Here is a 15,815-nt window from a genome sequence, read left to right on the forward strand (position 1 = left end):
CGGTGGTATAAATGGATTGATTTCACATAACAAAAGAGAAGGGTCTTTTCCGTTTGTTATGTTAATTGTTATTACAGATTCGTTTGAATGATCTACAGGACCACAAGCCTGTGAGTTACAAACACTAACACCACAAATAGCTTCTCCCCATTCCTGAACTTCAACTGTGTATCCAAGCCCCTCACAAAACTGTTCTAAGAATGCTTTTGTTGAGCCTCCTGTAAATGTTAATCTGGATACAACTTGTGATCTTTGATCTTCAAAAGAACTTCCATAAGTCACACATTTGTCTGGCAGTCCTAGTGAGGATTGCCATTCAGTAAGAAAGTTTGTTGTTGTTGAAGGATGAATATCATCAATCAAACTTAAGGCTGCATCATCAACATCCTTTGTTTGACCCATCATAGAATAAGCAAGCTTATAAAAATTTGAATCTGAATTTCTATTAAATGCTTTTCCGGGTGGAAGTAGGCTTAGATAAGCGTTTGTATATTCTTCTCTTGTATATGATTGCATAGTTACTCCTTATGAGAATGTCACTGTTCCTACTTCTGGAAGATCGCCAATATTAAGTTTAATATCAGTTGTAGGTGATGTTATGGTAAAGTCAGTTCCACCTACAGTTTGTGAAATAGCTTCTGAAATGGCGGCAATTGTTATATCAGTACCTAAAGGCGTACCTTGTGCATGGAACAAGGTTTGAATTGCTGTTTTAACTGATGCTTGTACTGCTGCTGATGCGGAAGCTAGACCTGATATTTCAAAACCAATATCATTTCTTACAGGGGCGGTTATTATCTGAATTTCAGTGTACGGTTTTTCATCATACATAGCGTTTGCAACGCTTAGTTGATCGCCTGTTGCGGTTGTATAGCGCGTTTCCGCTGTAGCTGTTCCGTCAGTACCTTGCGGATAACCTAAGAACGAATTTGTTCGATCCAGCATGACGTAAATTACACATTGCGTTCCTACCAGTGGAGCAGAAGGCACCCAAGCGGCTGTGACAGACGGAACCGCCAAAGCCCAATTGATATGTTCCTGTCTGGAATCACCTGTAGCTTGTGTTGAATATGCTTGAAGCACTCTCACACGGTATAAATCATCAGTTTCAACATCAGAGCCGTTCGTTATGGCGTTTGTTAAAACGATTGTTGAATCAACACCTGCAATTGGTGTTTGCAATGTTAAAGTGATGTTTGAAAGCTGGTTGCCTTCTGTCCCGGCTGAAACTGCTGTTATACCAACGCTGCTACCAACCAAAACAAGATTATCAGTTGTGTAAGTTTCACCATTCTGAGCAATCAGAACTGACGATGCAGGAATTGAAACGCCTGATGTTCCTGTGAATGTTACTTGTGATGTTGCGGTTGATGATGCTTTCCTAGTGATACCCTTCAAAGAACCCCAATAATCTAGGTATATTCCTGTTGATGTTGCAGGGGTTGCTTGAAGTGCGACTTTTTGAAGAAAAGCATATTGTAGCCATTGAACCTTACTGTTCGCTTGCATAACCGTTCTTATAACTGAGTTAGCAAGGGGAACTTGTCCGTTCGTAAGTGTGTATGTAACTTCATTGATGTTTGTTTGTAATATGTCTTGGTATGTAGGGCTTAAAAACGCCATATAAAATCTCCAATTAAAACCATCTAATATGGTATTTAATGGTTGACGTTGCGTTGGCAGGTGCTAAAAAGGTTTTGTTCACAAGCGAAAGGCGAACATGAAATGAAACTTGAAGCACTTCTTAAAAGCGTAAAGCCTGTTTCTAACAAAGAAGTTCTGTCTGCTGTTGTTAATCCAAACAGACTTTCCCCAACACAAAACTTTATTAAAGCTGTTGAAAGCCAGCTTGAACTTGTGAAGTGGGATTTGGAACAGGAAGGCGAAGAGCCAAAGGGCCGCCGCTGGTATCGTGTGAAGGATGGCAAGGCCAGCACCTTCATTCGCTATTCCGTGAAGAAGCTTAAGCTTCTTCCTGACCAGACAGAAGAAACGGAAGCTTTGCACGTTGGCCGGAATTATACGGATCTGGTGAAGTTCTTTGGCGGCCTGATTACGGTTGCAAAGACAGGCGAACTTGATGAAATCATCAACAAAGCCGCTAACGAGATGATGGCTGAACGCGCAACTTCTCGCGCAAAGAACAAAGCTAAGAAAGAAGCTGATGCTGCTGCTGCCGCTCAAGAAGCTTCCGAATAAGCTTTCAAAAGATTAAACAAAAAAGGCAGGGATAATTTCCCTGCCTTTTTTTATGCTTTGAGGTTTTATGAAAATTAGATTTCTAGCTGTTGCTATAGCTTGCGTGGGCTTTTCATCAACTGCTTTTGCTGACGAAGTATGCCCAATAGAAGATTTGAAGAACATCAAAAGCTGTGACGATTATATCAAAGGCGCATCAATAGAAAAAATGCTTTGTACACCTATTATTTTGAATAATAATCCCAAGGATTTTTCAGGTACAAGTTTCGAAACAAGAATGGCATTTGCGATGTTTCAGAACAAATATGCACAGTATGTTCTTGACCATAAGTGCCCTGTACAAGCCAAAAAACTTTTTATCGAAGTAATTGAAACATACACAGGATCAGCATATGAAGCTGCACGCCAACGCGCCATGATCGGCATCCAAGACAGCCAGAAGAATTAAGCCTGGGGTGCTGTAGGTAGCGTTGTGGATGTTCCGTTCACAACAGCTATCAAAGCCTTCTGATAATCAATCCATTCCTGTGATGGTGTTTCACCTAACAAGATGAAATCGTTCTGTACGAACGTTCTAGCCGCATCCAATGCGTATGATGCTTGAACAGTAAGAGGAACAGGCGGGACGTAATCAATGATCTGTCCATCTTTTACGCCCTTTCCGTATCCAATATGAAAGCTTACGTCGTTCCATTGTTCTGCTGTCACTGGAATCATATCTGAGACAGCCGGAACATTTGAAGTGTCAGACATATCCCATACATCATACCATCCTGTTACGGTTGTTGGTTGAGTAGCTGTTGTGTCATATGACGCATAATATCTGTTTGGATAAGCTGTTTTAATATCAAGTGTATCTGTCATATTATCTGTTTCCTATTGCAATGTAGTTAAATTGGATTGTTCCACCAGCATTTCTGTAGATATAAAAACCAGTACTATCGACGGAATAAGCGTGTGAGTTTTGATCTACTGCTGTTGTAGGTACTGCTGTAACAATTGGTGTATCTGAGAATGATCTAGGAAAGTTGATTCTAGTTCCTGATGCAACTGCACCCACATTTTCAAACTGAATCATTTTTCCATATGCAGAAAACAAAATTCTACTATCTGCTGAATTGAAATCAGTGGAATATGTGCCTGCATCAACATATGAGCCTTTTGGCTGTGCATATGAGGTAAGCTGTGATGATATGTTTGATGCCGTTGGCAGAGCAATTGCACCATCAGGCGTAGCTACTTGGATATATGCAGAACTGTTATCTGAGCCTGAGTAATTTACAGCCTGAATGTTCGATATGCTGACATTTGATCCAGAAGCAACGCCACTTACATAGGTGGAATTTGCGTATGTGCCGGTGATGTAGTTTGCAGTTACCCAAGAGGTTTTTGCATAGCCCTGAGCATTTACCCACCACGTATTAGGGACCAGATTGCCTGAATCAGATACACTTGGTGCTGTTGTAATGTAAGCTGTGTTGAATGTTGGATTGCCATTAAGGGCAGCAAATCCGTTAGAAACCCAATCAGTCGTTGCTGAATAAGATACAGAGTTGTTAGGTCCATAATAGTAAGCTGGAAGATTAGAAGATTCATTCCAGATGATGTTTGTAATCTGTTCGTTGTTACCTGTCACTGTTGATGGAATGAAGCTTTTAGCGTTAATATCTGCTACTGAATATAAAAAGTGCCACGCTTTATTTTTGGTTTCATAAAAACACATTTGACCTAATGATGTGTTGTAACCAATCTTTGAAACGCCCGCAGTTGAACTATCAATTTCCTGAAAAACGATTGGACCCATAGAAGTGCTATCGACTTGAACGGTGACACCTGAGCCATCCGTCGCCCATCCCATATAAAGCTTGTTAGAACTCTGCCCTGTTCCTCCATTTTGTTGAACGGGAGTGAATCCTACGGTTGAGGACAAAGCCTTTTGGTCAACATAATCAACAGTGGCAATTTGGTTTTTAACCGTACCATCTGGATTTGATGTTGTTGGGATGCCTGATAATCCGGCTGAAACCAAAGGGGCATAATGGCTTTCCAAAGCCTCTTTCATTTGTGAATTATTGCTTGAATCAATAGTAAAACCATAACCAGTAATAACATTAGCTATTTCATCTTGTAATGCGTTCATTGTTGAAGCTGGAATTGGTGTTCCTGGCGTTAATGTTTTTGGGTCTTGGTCTTCAAATTGATTATTAGGTGTGTCTATTAATTTCATAATACCTCGCTTTAATTAAATACTCGTACAAAGTATTTAATAGAGGATAGAAATTAATGGCTGAGACAACCGTAACGGTAATTGGTACAAAGCTAAACAGAACTCCACCAACAGATGATGTTACTGTTTATGTTGATAATAAGATTGTTAGCAGATTTGAAAACGTTTCCATAAGCAAAGCAATAGATTTATGCCCTATGACATTTAACATGTCATACGGATTAAAGGACGGAGAAACAGGTGATGCTTTGGATTTCTTTTCAACTGATGTTGATGAAGATTCTATAAACTCTTCTGGTCTTCTTGTGAAAGGACAGAAGGTAGAGATATACCTTATGAAGCAAAAGGTTCTAACTGGTTATATAGAAAATGCAGTTGAATCATATTCTCATGGCGAACATATATTAAGCATTTCAGGAAGATCAATTGTCAGTCCTATCGTTGACTGTACCACAGATAAACCTTCTGGATGGTCTCCTGATTCAACTTCCAATCTTAGCGATGTTGCTAATTATATGTTCAACGGAAGAGGAATTAAGGTTGTTGATAAAACAGATGGTTCAGTAAAATTCAAATTCGGTTTGATTGGTCAAATTGATCTTACAACAAAGCCTTTCGATTATGTTTCTACGCTTTGTCAATATGAAGGCAAGCTTCTTTATGATGACGAATATGGAAGAATGGTTATTGCTGATGTTGCAAGCAAAGAAAGCCTTGAAGACTCAACACATGATGTAAACGGAAATACATATGTTGGTACTGATAGTGATGGTGTTCAAGAATGGGATATGACAAACAAAAAGATCAATACATTTAATGATGATGTTGTTGCTCAACTCTTTGAGAAAATTGAATGGTTTCAAACAACTTTAGGAAGATACAGAACTTATTCAGTTGTTGTTAATGCTTATGGTGGCCCTGCTGGAATTGATAATTCTCTTATTCCAGTTAGTCCGGTGAATGATCCGCAACCAAATGAATTACCACCCGGAAAAACACTGACCATTGTTTCAACTGCTGCTTATCCAACAGATGGAAATGTAAATGGTTTGATAGAATTTCAGAAAACATTGCTTCAATATATGGCAAATAAGAATTGGGGAGCATCCCAAACAATATCCATAACAGCAACAGGATTCATAAACCCAATAACAAAAAAGCTTTGGAAGCCAAATGAGTGTTTTGGTTTCAGTCTTACAAAACCAAAAATACAAGGTGATTTTGTTGTCCAATCAGTAAATTTCTATGAATCAAGAGACTCAGGAAAGATGACTGATTTGGTGTTCATAAGAAGAGAAGCGTTAACACCTGAACCAATCGTAATTACACCAATGATAGCAGGAACTAACAATGTTGATATTCCAGAAGATTCAACGAATAACGGACAATCAACAACCTCAACAGACAAAAACCAAAGGCTTAATATCTCAGATACACCACCACCTAACGCAAAGGAGAACAGTTCTAAATGAGTTCAGAATATAATTATTCACACTTATCAGGGGATCATATAAAGAGCTTACAAAACCAAGTTATTCAGATTGTAAAATCAGGAACAACAATAACTCATACAAAGTTTGATCCTAACCAAAAAATATACGTCACACAAAATTCAAGCTTTTCAAATCAAGTTATTCAAAATCATCCTCATGTTCAACATTACGGATTTTGTTCTGTACCGTTAGCTGGGTCTAAATCAATTGTTCTTGGTATGGCTGGATCGAACACAAACAACGCTATTATTGCGTCTCATGACGAAAGATACCAACCACAAGATTTAATTGCTGGTGAAGTTGCCTTACATGATTACCAAGGACAAGGAATACAACTAAAACAAAACCAAGCAATCAATATAACAGGTCATAAGACGATAACTGTCTTTATCGGTTCAAATACCCAAATGATTATAACAGATGGGAACATTGAGATAACCGGAAATGTACAAATTGATAAAGACGTAACGATAAATGGAAACTTACATGTCAAAGGCTCAATCACATCAGATGGTGACGTTACGGCACAAGGAACAAGCGTTCATACACATACGCATACAACAACAGATAAAGGCTCACCTACATCAGCCCCAAATTGAAACTAATTGGAGAAACATATGGATATAAACCAATCAAGATTAACGATAATACCTAGAAATTATAATGACTTCGCACAAATTTTAGATATTAAATCAAAATATAGTTCTGACGTATTAACCTACTTTGTTGATTTCAGAAACATATGCTCAGATATAACAAACTGCTATATAAACTCAGAATCAAGTGATATTGCTATATCTCAAACATCATTTGATGGGACAGTTATTTCTTTTGTTGTTTCAGGTGGTACTGACCAAACAACATATCTTATTGATGTTGTTGTTAGTGATAGCGCAGGAAATAAAATAACCCAAAAACTTACGCTTTATATTGTCGATAGCAATCTTATTGAAACTAACCCACCACTCGTTCTTGGGCCAGCAGGACCAGCCGGAGCAAATGGCGCACAAGGACCAAAAGGCGACACAGGAAATCAAGGTGTTCAGGGACCAATTGGCCCTAAAGGCGACATTGGGCCTGTTGGCCCAACTGGTGATACAGGTCCGCAAGGCATCCAAGGCGTTCAAGGACCGATCGGTCCTAAAGGTGATACTGGAATACAAGGCCCTGTCGGTAACACTGGTCCTAAAGGCGATACTGGAAATCAAGGCGTTCAAGGTCCACAAGGCACAACTGGCCCTCAAGGTATCCAAGGCCCGCAAGGTGAGGTTGGTCCCGTAGGAGCAACCGGACCAGCCGGTGAGCAAGGACCAAAGGGCGATATTGGACCACAAGGTGAACAAGGCCCTGTTGGAAATACTGGCCCAGTCGGTGAACAAGGCGTTCAAGGTCCGCAAGGTGAAATTGGGCCACAAGGCATTTCAGCTTATCAAGTTGCTACGAAAGACGGCTATTCAGGAACAGAAACTGATTGGCTTGCTTCTCTACAAGGACCACAAGGCATTCAAGGTGAAGCTGGGCCACAAGGCATCCAAGGTGAGCCGGGACCACAAGGAAATACGGGTTTACAGGGAGTACAAGGTGAAGCTGGAACTGGCTTAAATCCCAAAGGCCAATGGACTAGCGGAACAACTTATTCAGAAGGGGATTATGTATGGTCTCCTTCAACAGATTATCCATCAATAAATTCACTGTTCATCTACTCAGGAACAACATCATTTGTTTCCACAACAGCGCCAAATGCTGATTCAGCCAATTGGACAGAATTTGAGGCACCACAAGGCGCAAGTGCTTATGAAATAGCTGTTGCTAATGGGTTTGATGGGGATGCTTCTTCTTGGATTGCTTCCTTAAAAGGCGACACAGGCGCACAAGGACCAAAGGGCGATATTGGACCACAAGGCGCACAAGGAAACACAGGACCACAAGGCCAGGACGCCTATCAAGTAGCAGTTGCGAACGGCTATTCAGGTACAGAAAATGAATGGCTTGCTTCGCTACAGGGACCACAAGGCATTCAAGGCATCCAAGGGCCTAAAGGCGATACAGGCGCGCAAGGCGCACAAGGACCAGTAGGAGCCACAGGCTCACAAGGATCTAAAGGTGATGCTGGCCCAACTGGTGCTACAGGTTCACAAGGCATTCAAGGTGAACAAGGGCCGGCTGGCGAAAGTGCTTATCAAGTCGCCGTTGATAATGGCTATTCAGGAACGGAAGCTGACTGGCTTTCATCGCTAGTAGGTGAACAAGGCCCTAAAGGCGATACAGGGGCGCAAGGCGTTCAAGGAAATACAGGACCACAAGGCGCAACTGGCGCTACAGGTCCGCAAGGTGCGACAGGCGCAACTGGTGCGACGGGAGCCACAGGGCCACAAGGACCAGCAGGAACAGACGCAACAGTTACAAGTTCTTCTGTTACATCAGCATTAGGTTTCACACCTGCTAATTCTTCTGATCTTTCTAAATACCTTCCATTAACAGGTGGGTCTTTATCTGGAAGCTTATCTACTGGCGCTTTATCATGTGGTTCAATTACATCAGTAGGTGAATCACACTTCTGTAAAAGCTCATTCACTGATCCTGATAGTGGTGTGGTAAGAGATGCTAAATTTGGAGGTTCTGGTATTGCTGTCATAGGTGGTATAAAAACAGATACAATAAATGTTACAGGTACTACCACGCTTAATAGCGACATTCTTATGAAAGGTAACTTTCAAATATCTGGAACTAATGGGTTTTTGTTTGGTGTTGGTACGGCAAAATCAACGTGGTTTTCATATGATGCAACAAATTCACGAATTAAAGTTTTAGGTGATTTTTCGGTAACTGGAAACATATATACAAACAGTTCCGTTGGTGTTTCCGGTTCTTTCACATCACAAGATGGGAAAACAGTTACGGTTACTAATGGGATAATTACAGGTATCGCATGAAAAAGGGGGCTTTAAGCCCCCTTGTTGGTCAGATGCGTTTTTTCGCTTGTTCGTAAACTTCTGATTTATCGCGTTTGCCAACTGCTACAAGAAGAACAGTGACTGTTTGGTCATTAACCTGATAGACGCCTCTTAATCCAGCGGCTCTTAGTTTAATCTTATAGCAGTTGGGCATATCTTTAAGCTTGTTAGCTTTGATATGTGGGTTTTCTCTGATCTTATCAATTTTCTTTTTAAGTTGTATTGCTAAAGTAAGATCAATTTCAAGCAACTCTTTTGCGGCTTGCTTGTGGATGCCTAGCGAGTAAATCATCGAGATTAACATCTTTAATAATGTCTGATTCCGTCATGGTCTCAAGACGTTCTTTTGCAATAGCAAGCAATTCCATATCTTCATCAGAAACTACGTGCCGCTTGAAGGGGACTTTTTGCACTTTTACAATATGCTCAAAGTAATCCCTTATTGCCTCGGAAGGCGTGGTTCCAAGTGCTTTCAAGGTCGCATAAATCTTATCCTTCAGTTCGGTTTCTAGGCGGAGGTTGATTTGGGAAATTGATGCAGTGTTTGTCATGGGGAAGGGGTTTCGTGTCCGGTTGGGAACTTGTTCGTCATCTGGTTGCGCTGGTTTTCGGAAACAGCGTGAATCCTATGTAGCAAAACCCTATACATATGTCTAGCACGAAAACAAAAAGCCCTTGCGAATTTCTCCGCAAGGGCTTTGTTGTATGTAGTTACTTTGTAGTTTATGCGCCTTTGCCTTTTGAAGCAGAAGCAGAGTTACCACCTGTTTGAGCGGTTTCTACAAGTTGCCATCCACCATCAACATTCATTGTGGTCCAACCTACAGTGTTTAGAACTGCTACAGCAGCCTCATGTTGAACACCGAAATCAACCCAGTTAGCTAGTTTGTAAGCAATCAAATCTTCCGAGAAAGCGTTGATTTGAGTTCCGTTATCGTTCCAAGAGCCAACATCAGTTGAGCGAATTTCATATTTCATAGCATCAGCGATGATTAAGTGTTGTGGAGCAACGAAAATCAAAGGTGAACCGTTCTTTGCAGAACCATCTTTAGCAGCAGAAGTATCAACATCAGTTGGAATCTGTGCAGTTGATGCAATGGTGAAGCCGTTTAGTTTACCCATTCTGATTTCTTCACGGAAAGGATATACACCGAAAGATGTTTGTAGGTTTTCCAATGAGTTGAAAATAGCAGGGGAACCGAAAACAACACCTCTAGAAATGTCTACAAACTTAGTTTGTAGAGCGGATTTAATGTTACCTAAATCAGCAGCAACAGAAACGGAATCAGCACCAGTTGATGTGATAGTTGTTCCAGCGTTACCAACTAGGGAATATGATGGTGCTAATGCGCCAGCAGTTGAACCCATGATGAATGTTCTATCTTCTGCAAGAGCAACCTGATTTTGTAAATCAGATACAACGTGAGCAACAGCATCACTTAAAGAGAAGTTATTAAATTCAAGAGTTGTATATGTGAAGCCAGTAAGTTTCTTACCAACAAAGTTGATGGTATCGAAATCTTGTGCTGATGGAACAAAGTTTGTGCCTTCACCAATCCATGAAGCAGAAGCACCTAGTCTCAATCTTGGATATGTAAGGTTGTTCATTGGCATAGAAACTGTTCTTGCCACTTTACGAACAACGCAATCAGCAGTCAAAAGAGAGACAGTTTCATTTATTACATCTGGTGCTACAGTTGGTTGTGAAGTTGTAAGAGCAGTCTTAACAATTAAATCAGCAGAACTTTTGCTACCAGCTTCATTTCTAATCATGTTAGATGCAGCTTCGGCACTATAGTTCTTAGCTATTGTTTTGATGATTTCGTTTGTAATGCCTTGTGAACCTTTTGGAAGGTTTAGGCTAGAAATACCTTTGTTGATATTAAATGAGTTCATATATTTTGTTTTTTCCTCTAAAATTTCATCCTCGTCCTTTTCTTCTGAATCGTTATCTTTCTCATCATCAGAATCTTCTACGGCTTCTTTAGCTTTAAGTTCTTTGTTAAATCTCTTAATCTCTTCCATTTTCTTAATGGTTTCGATCTTGGCATCTATGGATTTAACTTCTTCTGTTTTATCGTCGATCTCTTGTTCAACTGTGTCTGCATCTTCTGCATCAACATCAAAAGTCTCGATCTTATCTTCTACTTCTTTAGTAAGAATTGCCTTTCTAGCTAAAAGTTCTTCAATCTTTTTATTCATATTCTACCTCTTATTAGTTTCAGTATATTTTATTTATATAATTTAATTAGCATCTTAGCTTTCGCCATTTTGTTAGACATGCTTTTGCTTTTAGGTTTTGTTTGTTCAACAATTAAGCATTCTGGATTTGCTGGAACTGTCACAATTGAAAACTCAAAGAGAAAACAATTGTTTATTGTATATCCACCATAAGAATTTGGTTCTAAATCTGTAGGAATGAAGCCTACTGATACGGCTGATAAGAAACCTGATTTAACAAGCTGAAAAATCTGTTCAGCTTTTGGATTCATTTCAGACGGTGCAAATTCAACGGTTGCTATATGACCATTTGATATTTTCTTGTGAGAAATGCACTTTCCAACAGGCAATTCATCTCTGTTATGTTGCCAGAGAACAACCGGGTTTTTATCAAAGAAAGTGAAATCAACACCATCAGGAACAACAACATCAGCAGATGTATCAGGAGTACCTGTTGTGATAATAAACGATGCTGTTCGTGATTCAGAATCAACATCTTCTAGTTTTATAGAAACGTCTTTTGTTACTAAAACGTCTTCTCTTTGATCTTTATCTAAGCTTACAAACTCCTTTATATTTAAATGTTTAGTTTTCTTCATTCGTTACTCCGTCATAGTCTTCTGGTTCTTGGCTTCCAATAACTCCTGTATTGAGTGGGAAGCGTAATTCATCAGCACCATCTTGTGTTGATGGTGGCAATTCTTCTCTTTTCCTAATTTCATTGGGTGTCATCCATCCGTTAGTAAGGGCATCTTTATAATAAGAACCGCGTACCTTTTCATCTGGTTCAGCTTGCTTGCTGAAATCAAACTTAAATCTGAAAAAAGCTTTCTCATTATCATTCAACAAAACTCTATCCATATGTTGTTCAAGAGGTCTGGTATATTGAATGAGTGTGTTGGTTATATAAGATTGTTCTTGTTCGGATATGTTAGCTGCTTTTTCACCGTCACTTTGTCCTAACTTGTACAAAGGTATTCTGAACATTTGAGCAACTTCAATGACGGTTTGTTTTCTAGCTTCTGTAAGCTGTAATTGCTCAACAGAATTATTCATTGGAACCCAATCTAAGCCGTTAATGATTGCTGGTTGAGCGGTATTAACAATAGAAGAAATAGCCCTAGTTAGTTCTTCTTTGTTTGAAAGCTGTTGTTCGCGTCCTGTTGAGCCGTTTGAAGTGAAATAGCCGTTTATGTTGGCGCCGTTCTTGAAGGCTCTTGCGGCTGTTTCCTGTGTAGCTAAGGACAAGCCAAACGCTTCACTGGCAATCTGAATGAGGCTTTGGCCGTATATCCCACCATCAAAAGACAAGTTCCTTGTGCGGATCATGTCGGAATGAAAGATGGTTCTAGTTGGTCCTGTCTCACTCGATACGGATGTTTTTAACGGAATCAGTTGATTGTCAGTGACCTTGTAAAAAAGTTCACCATCTTTCGGGTCTTCAACGACTGATGCGGTACCTGGTCTGATTGGGATTAGTCTGATTGGGTTGCCTTGCCTGTCTCTTATGACAACAACAAACGCATCACCCGTTAGAAGCACGGATTTAATAACTTCTTCCAAGAACTCGAACATCACGAGGCGTTCGTTAGGGACTGATAGGAGGGAACATAAAGGATGGTTTGTAGCCTTCTGCCAGCCACCATCAACAAACTGCTCAAGAGTTAATGGTATCTTAGCTATGTCAGATGTGAGTGTTCTTACGCAGGTATAAACGGCGTTATGTTGAAGGGCTGTTCTGTAGTTTACCGTGATACCTGTTGCTGATAATCCGCCGCCCATCATAAAAGGTAGGCCGGTTGTGATTGGTACTTCTGGAATAACAGATGCTTTAGTTTTTAGGTTTAGTGCTTTTTGTATAAAATTCATTTAGTAACTCCTGCAAATATTAGCATGTAAACAATACCCCCTAATGCAAAACCCAATGAGGCGGACAAGCAAACACCAACACCACATCCAATAAGGAATAGTGGTGTTGATATTGGCGCTGTTATTGTCAAACCTGCTAATATCTGTTGTTTCATTTAAATCTCCTTTATTGTACAAATGCTTTGATTATCTCAACAGCAATTGGAACTATCGTTTTAATTAAATTTGCGTCTGGATCGAAAAGATCAATTATTGGGAAAATAACAAGATTGGTGAATCCAATTAAGACGGCCGCACATGTTATGATTAGTTTTGTGTATTCGGTAATTTTATCCATTTTTTCCTCGTGTTGATCTCCTTTTGTTTTGGTTATTCTCCTTGTAGTTTTGCGTGTGACGCATCAACCAAAGCATCTATGGATTTCCATTCATCTGCTGTTGGTACTCTGTCTTCTTTGAAAATAGCGATTAGCTTTTCAAGGATTGTTATTAATGTTGGTAAATCGGCTACTACCGCTGATATTACAGAAATTACCTGTGGTAAGATTGTTATAATGCTCATTTAATATCCTCGCTCTTTATGATGTTTTCTTTGATTAAGTATGCTTGAAAAGCTGCAAGGGCAGTTGTTAAAGCAACCTTATCTACTGTTGCTACTGAATCACCAGCTTCAACAGATGACCTTACGTTCACTAATGCTGTATAGACTTGTGAATCGTATGCTTTTATTTGAGCAACTACATCAGTATCAGGTGTTCCAAAATCGCCTTCTACATATTGAGAAGCTGCTGATTCTAGAACTGTTAATGTTGATTCTGCTGTATAAACTGTTTGTTGAGTTGCTTTTTCTGAACAAGCACTAAGACCACAGCTTAGAACAGCGAAAAGAACAGCCATAATCATATGTTTTGATTTAAAACTGAATTTCATTGAAATCCCCTTATTGTTAATGTTTTCCTTTGAATAATATTTATATTCTAAATACAAACACATAATTTATTTGGAGATGTAAATGGAGAAAACACCATTAATAAAATCAAACCAAACAAGAAGCGATTTATGGGATTATTGGTATCCAATGATTTTTGATGATTATGAGCCGGAACCTAAAGATTCTGCTGCTTTTGAACAGTTTATTGTTCTGCAAGAACATATGAGCCTTGCCATTGATTCGATTGATAAGGATGGAATCTTATATGAAAGCACGGATAATAACGGAAAGCTTCTTATGAAAAGCAACCCTGCACATAAGATAATGGCTGATACATCAAGAATGTTAATCGCTTATTATAACAGGTTTAGTCTTTCAGATTGGGACAGAAAAAATAACAGAAAGAAATTTGATATAGAGAAAGAAGGTGATGATGATGGAGATTTCAGCGATCTTAGAAGGGACTAATGATTTCTTATTTGAGGTAGAAGGTTGTGTTTTGAAGCCATATAAAGACTCTGGTGGTGTTTGGACTTGTGGTGTTGGTTTCACCTATTACAAAGGCAAACCTGTCACAGAACATTATCCAGCAGACTTAACTTTAGATAATTGTCATATCCAGCTAAACAGCAACATAAACTTCATATTAGAAGACATACAAGAACTTATTGGTTCTGATATTAAACTAAACGACAATCAATATGTTGCTTTGTGTTCTTTTGTTTACAACATTGGAATATCAGCATTTAAACAAAGCACGATGTTAAAACTCATAAACGAGAATGATCTAACAAAAGCATCACAACAGTTCCCATTATGGAACCATGTGAACGGTGCTGTATGTGATGGATTAACAAATAGAAGAAGAAAGGAACAACAATTGTTTGATGGCGAAATTACACTTTAATGGACATTGGAAAAGCGAATTTACAGAAGACGAAATTCTAGCATCAGAAGGGTTTGTTTATCTGATTACAAACACCTTAACTGGTGAGAAGTATGTTGGTAGGAAGTATGTTTGGTCCAAAAGGACACAAAAAGTACCAAACAAAATACGCAAGAAGCATTTGCGAGTTGAATCTAACTGGCGCTCTTATTCAGGATCATCAAAGGATTTAACGAGCGCCATAGCTTCAAACGGGAAAGATAACTACGCTTTCGAAATCCTCTCAATTCATCCTACTCGTTCAGAAACAAACTTTGCTGAATTACAGGAACAGGTTGATAGACGTGTTCTTTCAGCTTTGAATGATAATGGAGAATATGAGTACCTAAACAAAAATATCTTAGGTCGCTATTTTCGCAAACGATAAATAGAAATGTGAGGGTAGTTAGTTTCTACTCCTTTATAACTACCCTCACATTTCTATTTCCAGATGATAAAGGAAAACCCTGTTAGAATTTGCTAACAGGGTTTTTTTCGTTTACTGCATGATAATACCATAAAACTAATTCATCTAATGGTACATTGAATAATGAATATGGGTCTTGAAAAGCTTTGTTCGGCCAATTCAATATTTGTGTAAGCTTCATAATTGTAAATCGGAATAGTCTAATCTTTTCAAAATCTCTGTCTTGACTGATTAGACTATGTGCTTTCCCACCCACGCAGCCATTGCAAGAACTGCATAAGATGGAAAAGCATCTATATCAGTTTTCTTTTCAACATTTTTAACACACAACTTAGCAAGCTTAACAGTTGCCGATCTTGCTTTGTTTGGGTTGTCACTCATAATGTCTGGATGGGCTTCTAGTTCAGAATATGATGGGTATCTCATTTCAAAATGGTCATATGTTTTACCGTTATGTTCAAACGGTAGAAAATCATCAACTGTTGTTTTAGCAAATTCTTCTTGATAATCTTTTAGTATCTTTTCTTGTTCTGTCATTAAATTCTCCTTGTGTAATAAGTTACTAATATTA

At 39.1% G+C, this 15,815-nt stretch carries 20 protein-coding genes; 8 read left to right on the forward strand and 12 right to left on the reverse strand.

Annotated features, from left to right (window positions below):
• Positions 1–516 (reverse strand): putative phage tail protein (locus GFR01_RS15370; RefSeq protein WP_099183167.1); only part of this gene is annotated, 516 nt, incomplete at its 3' end.
• Between the two features lie 9 nt (positions 517–525).
• On the reverse strand, positions 526–1,623 hold the full coding sequence (locus GFR01_RS15375) for a baseplate J/gp47 family protein (RefSeq protein WP_099183153.1): 1,098 nt from the start codon (positions 1,621–1,623) through the stop codon (positions 526–528).
• A gap of 102 nt (positions 1,624–1,725) precedes the next feature.
• Here GFR01_RS15375 and GFR01_RS15380 point away from each other — a divergent pair, with 102 nt between their 5' ends.
• Both GFR01_RS15380 and GFR01_RS15610 read left to right on the forward strand, forming a co-directional pair.
• Entirely contained in the window at positions 1,726–2,199 is a 474-nt protein-coding gene (locus tag GFR01_RS15380) for a hypothetical protein (RefSeq protein ID WP_099183154.1), read from the forward strand.
• Between the two features lie 67 nt (positions 2,200–2,266).
• Complete coding sequence (locus GFR01_RS15610; RefSeq protein WP_145994593.1) at positions 2,267–2,647, forward strand: hypothetical protein; 381 nt, start codon at positions 2,267–2,269, stop codon at positions 2,645–2,647.
• Here the strand turns inward: GFR01_RS15610 and GFR01_RS15385 are convergent.
• Both GFR01_RS15385 and GFR01_RS15615 read right to left on the reverse strand, forming a co-directional pair.
• Positions 2,644–3,063 (reverse strand): hypothetical protein, encoded by a 420-nt coding sequence (locus tag GFR01_RS15385; protein ID WP_099183155.1) that lies wholly within the window; start codon positions 3,061–3,063, stop codon positions 2,644–2,646. The two genes, GFR01_RS15610 and GFR01_RS15385, sit on opposite strands and share 4 nt — an antisense overlap.
• A 1-nt stretch (position 3,064) precedes the next feature.
• Positions 3,065–4,426, reverse strand: coding sequence for a hypothetical protein (locus tag GFR01_RS15615; protein ID WP_145994594.1), 1,362 nt, complete (start codon positions 4,424–4,426; stop codon positions 3,065–3,067).
• A gap of 56 nt (positions 4,427–4,482) precedes the next feature.
• Between GFR01_RS15615 and GFR01_RS15620 the strand changes: the two genes are divergently transcribed.
• Genes GFR01_RS15620 through GFR01_RS15875 form a run of 3 tightly spaced genes read left to right on the forward strand, consistent with a single transcriptional unit; the run spans position 4,483 to position 8,852 of the window.
• Positions 4,483–5,898, forward strand: coding sequence for a phage baseplate assembly protein (locus GFR01_RS15620; protein ID WP_145994595.1), 1,416 nt, complete (start codon positions 4,483–4,485; stop codon positions 5,896–5,898).
• Positions 5,895–6,518, forward strand: coding sequence for a phage baseplate assembly protein V (locus GFR01_RS15395; RefSeq protein WP_099183157.1), 624 nt, complete (start codon positions 5,895–5,897; stop codon positions 6,516–6,518). Before GFR01_RS15620 ends, GFR01_RS15395 begins: the two co-directional genes overlap by 4 nt.
• An 18-nt stretch (positions 6,519–6,536) precedes the next feature.
• Positions 6,537–8,852, forward strand: a complete 2,316-nt coding sequence (locus GFR01_RS15875; RefSeq protein WP_145994596.1) for a phage fiber-tail adaptor protein — start codon at positions 6,537–6,539, stop codon at positions 8,850–8,852.
• 28 nt (positions 8,853–8,880) lie between these two features.
• On the opposite strand, the gene GFR01_RS15415 is transcribed toward GFR01_RS15875, so the two are convergent.
• The 7 genes from GFR01_RS15415 to GFR01_RS15635 form a co-directional block, all read right to left on the reverse strand.
• Positions 8,881–9,123: a type II toxin-antitoxin system RelE family toxin gene (locus tag GFR01_RS15415; RefSeq protein WP_244902324.1), complete on the reverse strand. Its 243-nt coding sequence runs from the start codon at positions 9,121–9,123 to the stop codon at positions 8,881–8,883.
• Positions 9,116–9,424: a type II toxin-antitoxin system RelB/DinJ family antitoxin gene (locus GFR01_RS15420; protein ID WP_244902325.1), complete on the reverse strand. Its 309-nt coding sequence runs from the start codon at positions 9,422–9,424 to the stop codon at positions 9,116–9,118. The genes GFR01_RS15415 and GFR01_RS15420 overlap by 8 nt, the downstream gene beginning before the upstream one ends.
• Before the next feature lie 172 nt (positions 9,425–9,596).
• On the reverse strand, positions 9,597–11,075 hold the full coding sequence (locus tag GFR01_RS15425) for a phage major capsid protein (protein WP_099183160.1): 1,479 nt from the start codon (positions 11,073–11,075) through the stop codon (positions 9,597–9,599).
• A gap of 29 nt (positions 11,076–11,104) precedes the next feature.
• Positions 11,105–11,692, reverse strand: a complete 588-nt coding sequence (locus GFR01_RS15430) for an HK97 family phage prohead protease (protein WP_099183161.1) — start codon at positions 11,690–11,692, stop codon at positions 11,105–11,107.
• Positions 11,679–12,962: a phage portal protein gene (locus GFR01_RS15435; protein ID WP_099183162.1), complete on the reverse strand. Its 1,284-nt coding sequence runs from the start codon at positions 12,960–12,962 to the stop codon at positions 11,679–11,681. The genes GFR01_RS15430 and GFR01_RS15435 overlap by 14 nt, the downstream gene beginning before the upstream one ends.
• Before the next feature lie 369 nt (positions 12,963–13,331).
• Positions 13,332–13,523, reverse strand: coding sequence for a hypothetical protein (locus tag GFR01_RS15630; protein ID WP_145994597.1), 192 nt, complete (start codon positions 13,521–13,523; stop codon positions 13,332–13,334).
• Positions 13,520–13,891 carry a hypothetical protein gene (locus GFR01_RS15635; protein WP_145994598.1) on the reverse strand — a complete coding sequence of 124 codons (372 nt, stop codon included), beginning with the start codon at positions 13,889–13,891 and terminating at the stop codon, positions 13,520–13,522. Before GFR01_RS15635 ends, GFR01_RS15630 begins: the two co-directional genes overlap by 4 nt.
• 82 nt (positions 13,892–13,973) lie before the next feature.
• On the opposite strand from GFR01_RS15635, the gene GFR01_RS15445 reads away from it, so the two are divergent.
• From GFR01_RS15445 to GFR01_RS15640, 3 genes are read left to right on the forward strand one after another with little or no spacing between them, the layout of a single operon-like run.
• The gene (locus tag GFR01_RS15445) at positions 13,974–14,360 is read left to right on the forward strand and encodes a P27 family phage terminase small subunit (RefSeq protein ID WP_099183164.1); all 387 of its coding nucleotides are present in this window, start codon (positions 13,974–13,976) and stop codon (positions 14,358–14,360) included.
• Positions 14,323–14,799, forward strand: a complete 477-nt coding sequence (locus tag GFR01_RS15450; RefSeq protein WP_099183165.1) for a lysozyme — start codon at positions 14,323–14,325, stop codon at positions 14,797–14,799. The genes GFR01_RS15445 and GFR01_RS15450 overlap by 38 nt, the downstream gene beginning before the upstream one ends.
• Positions 14,780–15,205, forward strand: a complete 426-nt coding sequence (locus GFR01_RS15640) for an NAD synthetase (protein ID WP_145994599.1) — start codon at positions 14,780–14,782, stop codon at positions 15,203–15,205. Before GFR01_RS15450 ends, GFR01_RS15640 begins: the two co-directional genes overlap by 20 nt.
• Positions 15,206–15,475: 270 nt before the next feature.
• Here GFR01_RS15640 and GFR01_RS15455 read toward each other — a convergent pair.
• On the reverse strand, positions 15,476–15,815 hold a 340-nt coding region (locus GFR01_RS15455; RefSeq protein WP_218016670.1), incomplete at its 5' end, for a hypothetical protein.

This window comes from Gluconobacter frateurii (genome assembly GCF_002723955.1).
GTDB lineage: Bacteria > Pseudomonadota > Alphaproteobacteria > Acetobacterales > Acetobacteraceae > Gluconobacter > Gluconobacter frateurii.

What these genes read in the sequence shown, in the direction of transcription:
- GFR01_RS15375 (WP_099183153.1), bottom strand. Translation starts at nt 1,623, where the DNA reads ATGGCGTTTTTAAGCCCTACATACCAAGACATATTACAAACAAACATC.
- GFR01_RS15380 (WP_099183154.1), top strand. Translation starts at nt 1,726, where the DNA reads ATGAAACTTGAAGCACTTCTTAAAAGCGTAAAGCCTGTTTCTAACAAA.
- GFR01_RS15610 (WP_145994593.1), top strand. Translation starts at nt 2,267, where the DNA reads ATGAAAATTAGATTTCTAGCTGTTGCTATAGCTTGCGTGGGCTTTTCA.
- GFR01_RS15385 (WP_099183155.1), bottom strand. Translation starts at nt 3,063, where the DNA reads ATGACAGATACACTTGATATTAAAACAGCTTATCCAAACAGATATTAT.
- GFR01_RS15615 (WP_145994594.1), bottom strand. Translation starts at nt 4,426, where the DNA reads ATGAAATTAATAGACACACCTAATAATCAATTTGAAGACCAAGACCCA.
- GFR01_RS15620 (WP_145994595.1), top strand. Translation starts at nt 4,483, where the DNA reads ATGGCTGAGACAACCGTAACGGTAATTGGTACAAAGCTAAACAGAACT.
- GFR01_RS15395 (WP_099183157.1), top strand. Translation starts at nt 5,895, where the DNA reads ATGAGTTCAGAATATAATTATTCACACTTATCAGGGGATCATATAAAG.
- GFR01_RS15875 (WP_145994596.1), top strand. Translation starts at nt 6,537, where the DNA reads ATGGATATAAACCAATCAAGATTAACGATAATACCTAGAAATTATAAT.
- GFR01_RS15420 (WP_244902325.1), bottom strand. Translation starts at nt 9,424, where the DNA reads ATGACAAACACTGCATCAATTTCCCAAATCAACCTCCGCCTAGAAACC.
- GFR01_RS15425 (WP_099183160.1), bottom strand. Translation starts at nt 11,075, where the DNA reads ATGAATAAAAAGATTGAAGAACTTTTAGCTAGAAAGGCAATTCTTACT.
- GFR01_RS15430 (WP_099183161.1), bottom strand. Translation starts at nt 11,692, where the DNA reads ATGAAGAAAACTAAACATTTAAATATAAAGGAGTTTGTAAGCTTAGAT.
- GFR01_RS15435 (WP_099183162.1), bottom strand. Translation starts at nt 12,962, where the DNA reads ATGAATTTTATACAAAAAGCACTAAACCTAAAAACTAAAGCATCTGTT.
- GFR01_RS15630 (WP_145994597.1), bottom strand. Translation starts at nt 13,523, where the DNA reads ATGAGCATTATAACAATCTTACCACAGGTAATTTCTGTAATATCAGCG.
- GFR01_RS15635 (WP_145994598.1), bottom strand. Translation starts at nt 13,891, where the DNA reads ATGAAATTCAGTTTTAAATCAAAACATATGATTATGGCTGTTCTTTTC.
- GFR01_RS15445 (WP_099183164.1), top strand. Translation starts at nt 13,974, where the DNA reads ATGGAGAAAACACCATTAATAAAATCAAACCAAACAAGAAGCGATTTA.
- GFR01_RS15450 (WP_099183165.1), top strand. Translation starts at nt 14,323, where the DNA reads ATGATGATGGAGATTTCAGCGATCTTAGAAGGGACTAATGATTTCTTA.
- GFR01_RS15640 (WP_145994599.1), top strand. Translation starts at nt 14,780, where the DNA reads ATGGCGAAATTACACTTTAATGGACATTGGAAAAGCGAATTTACAGAA.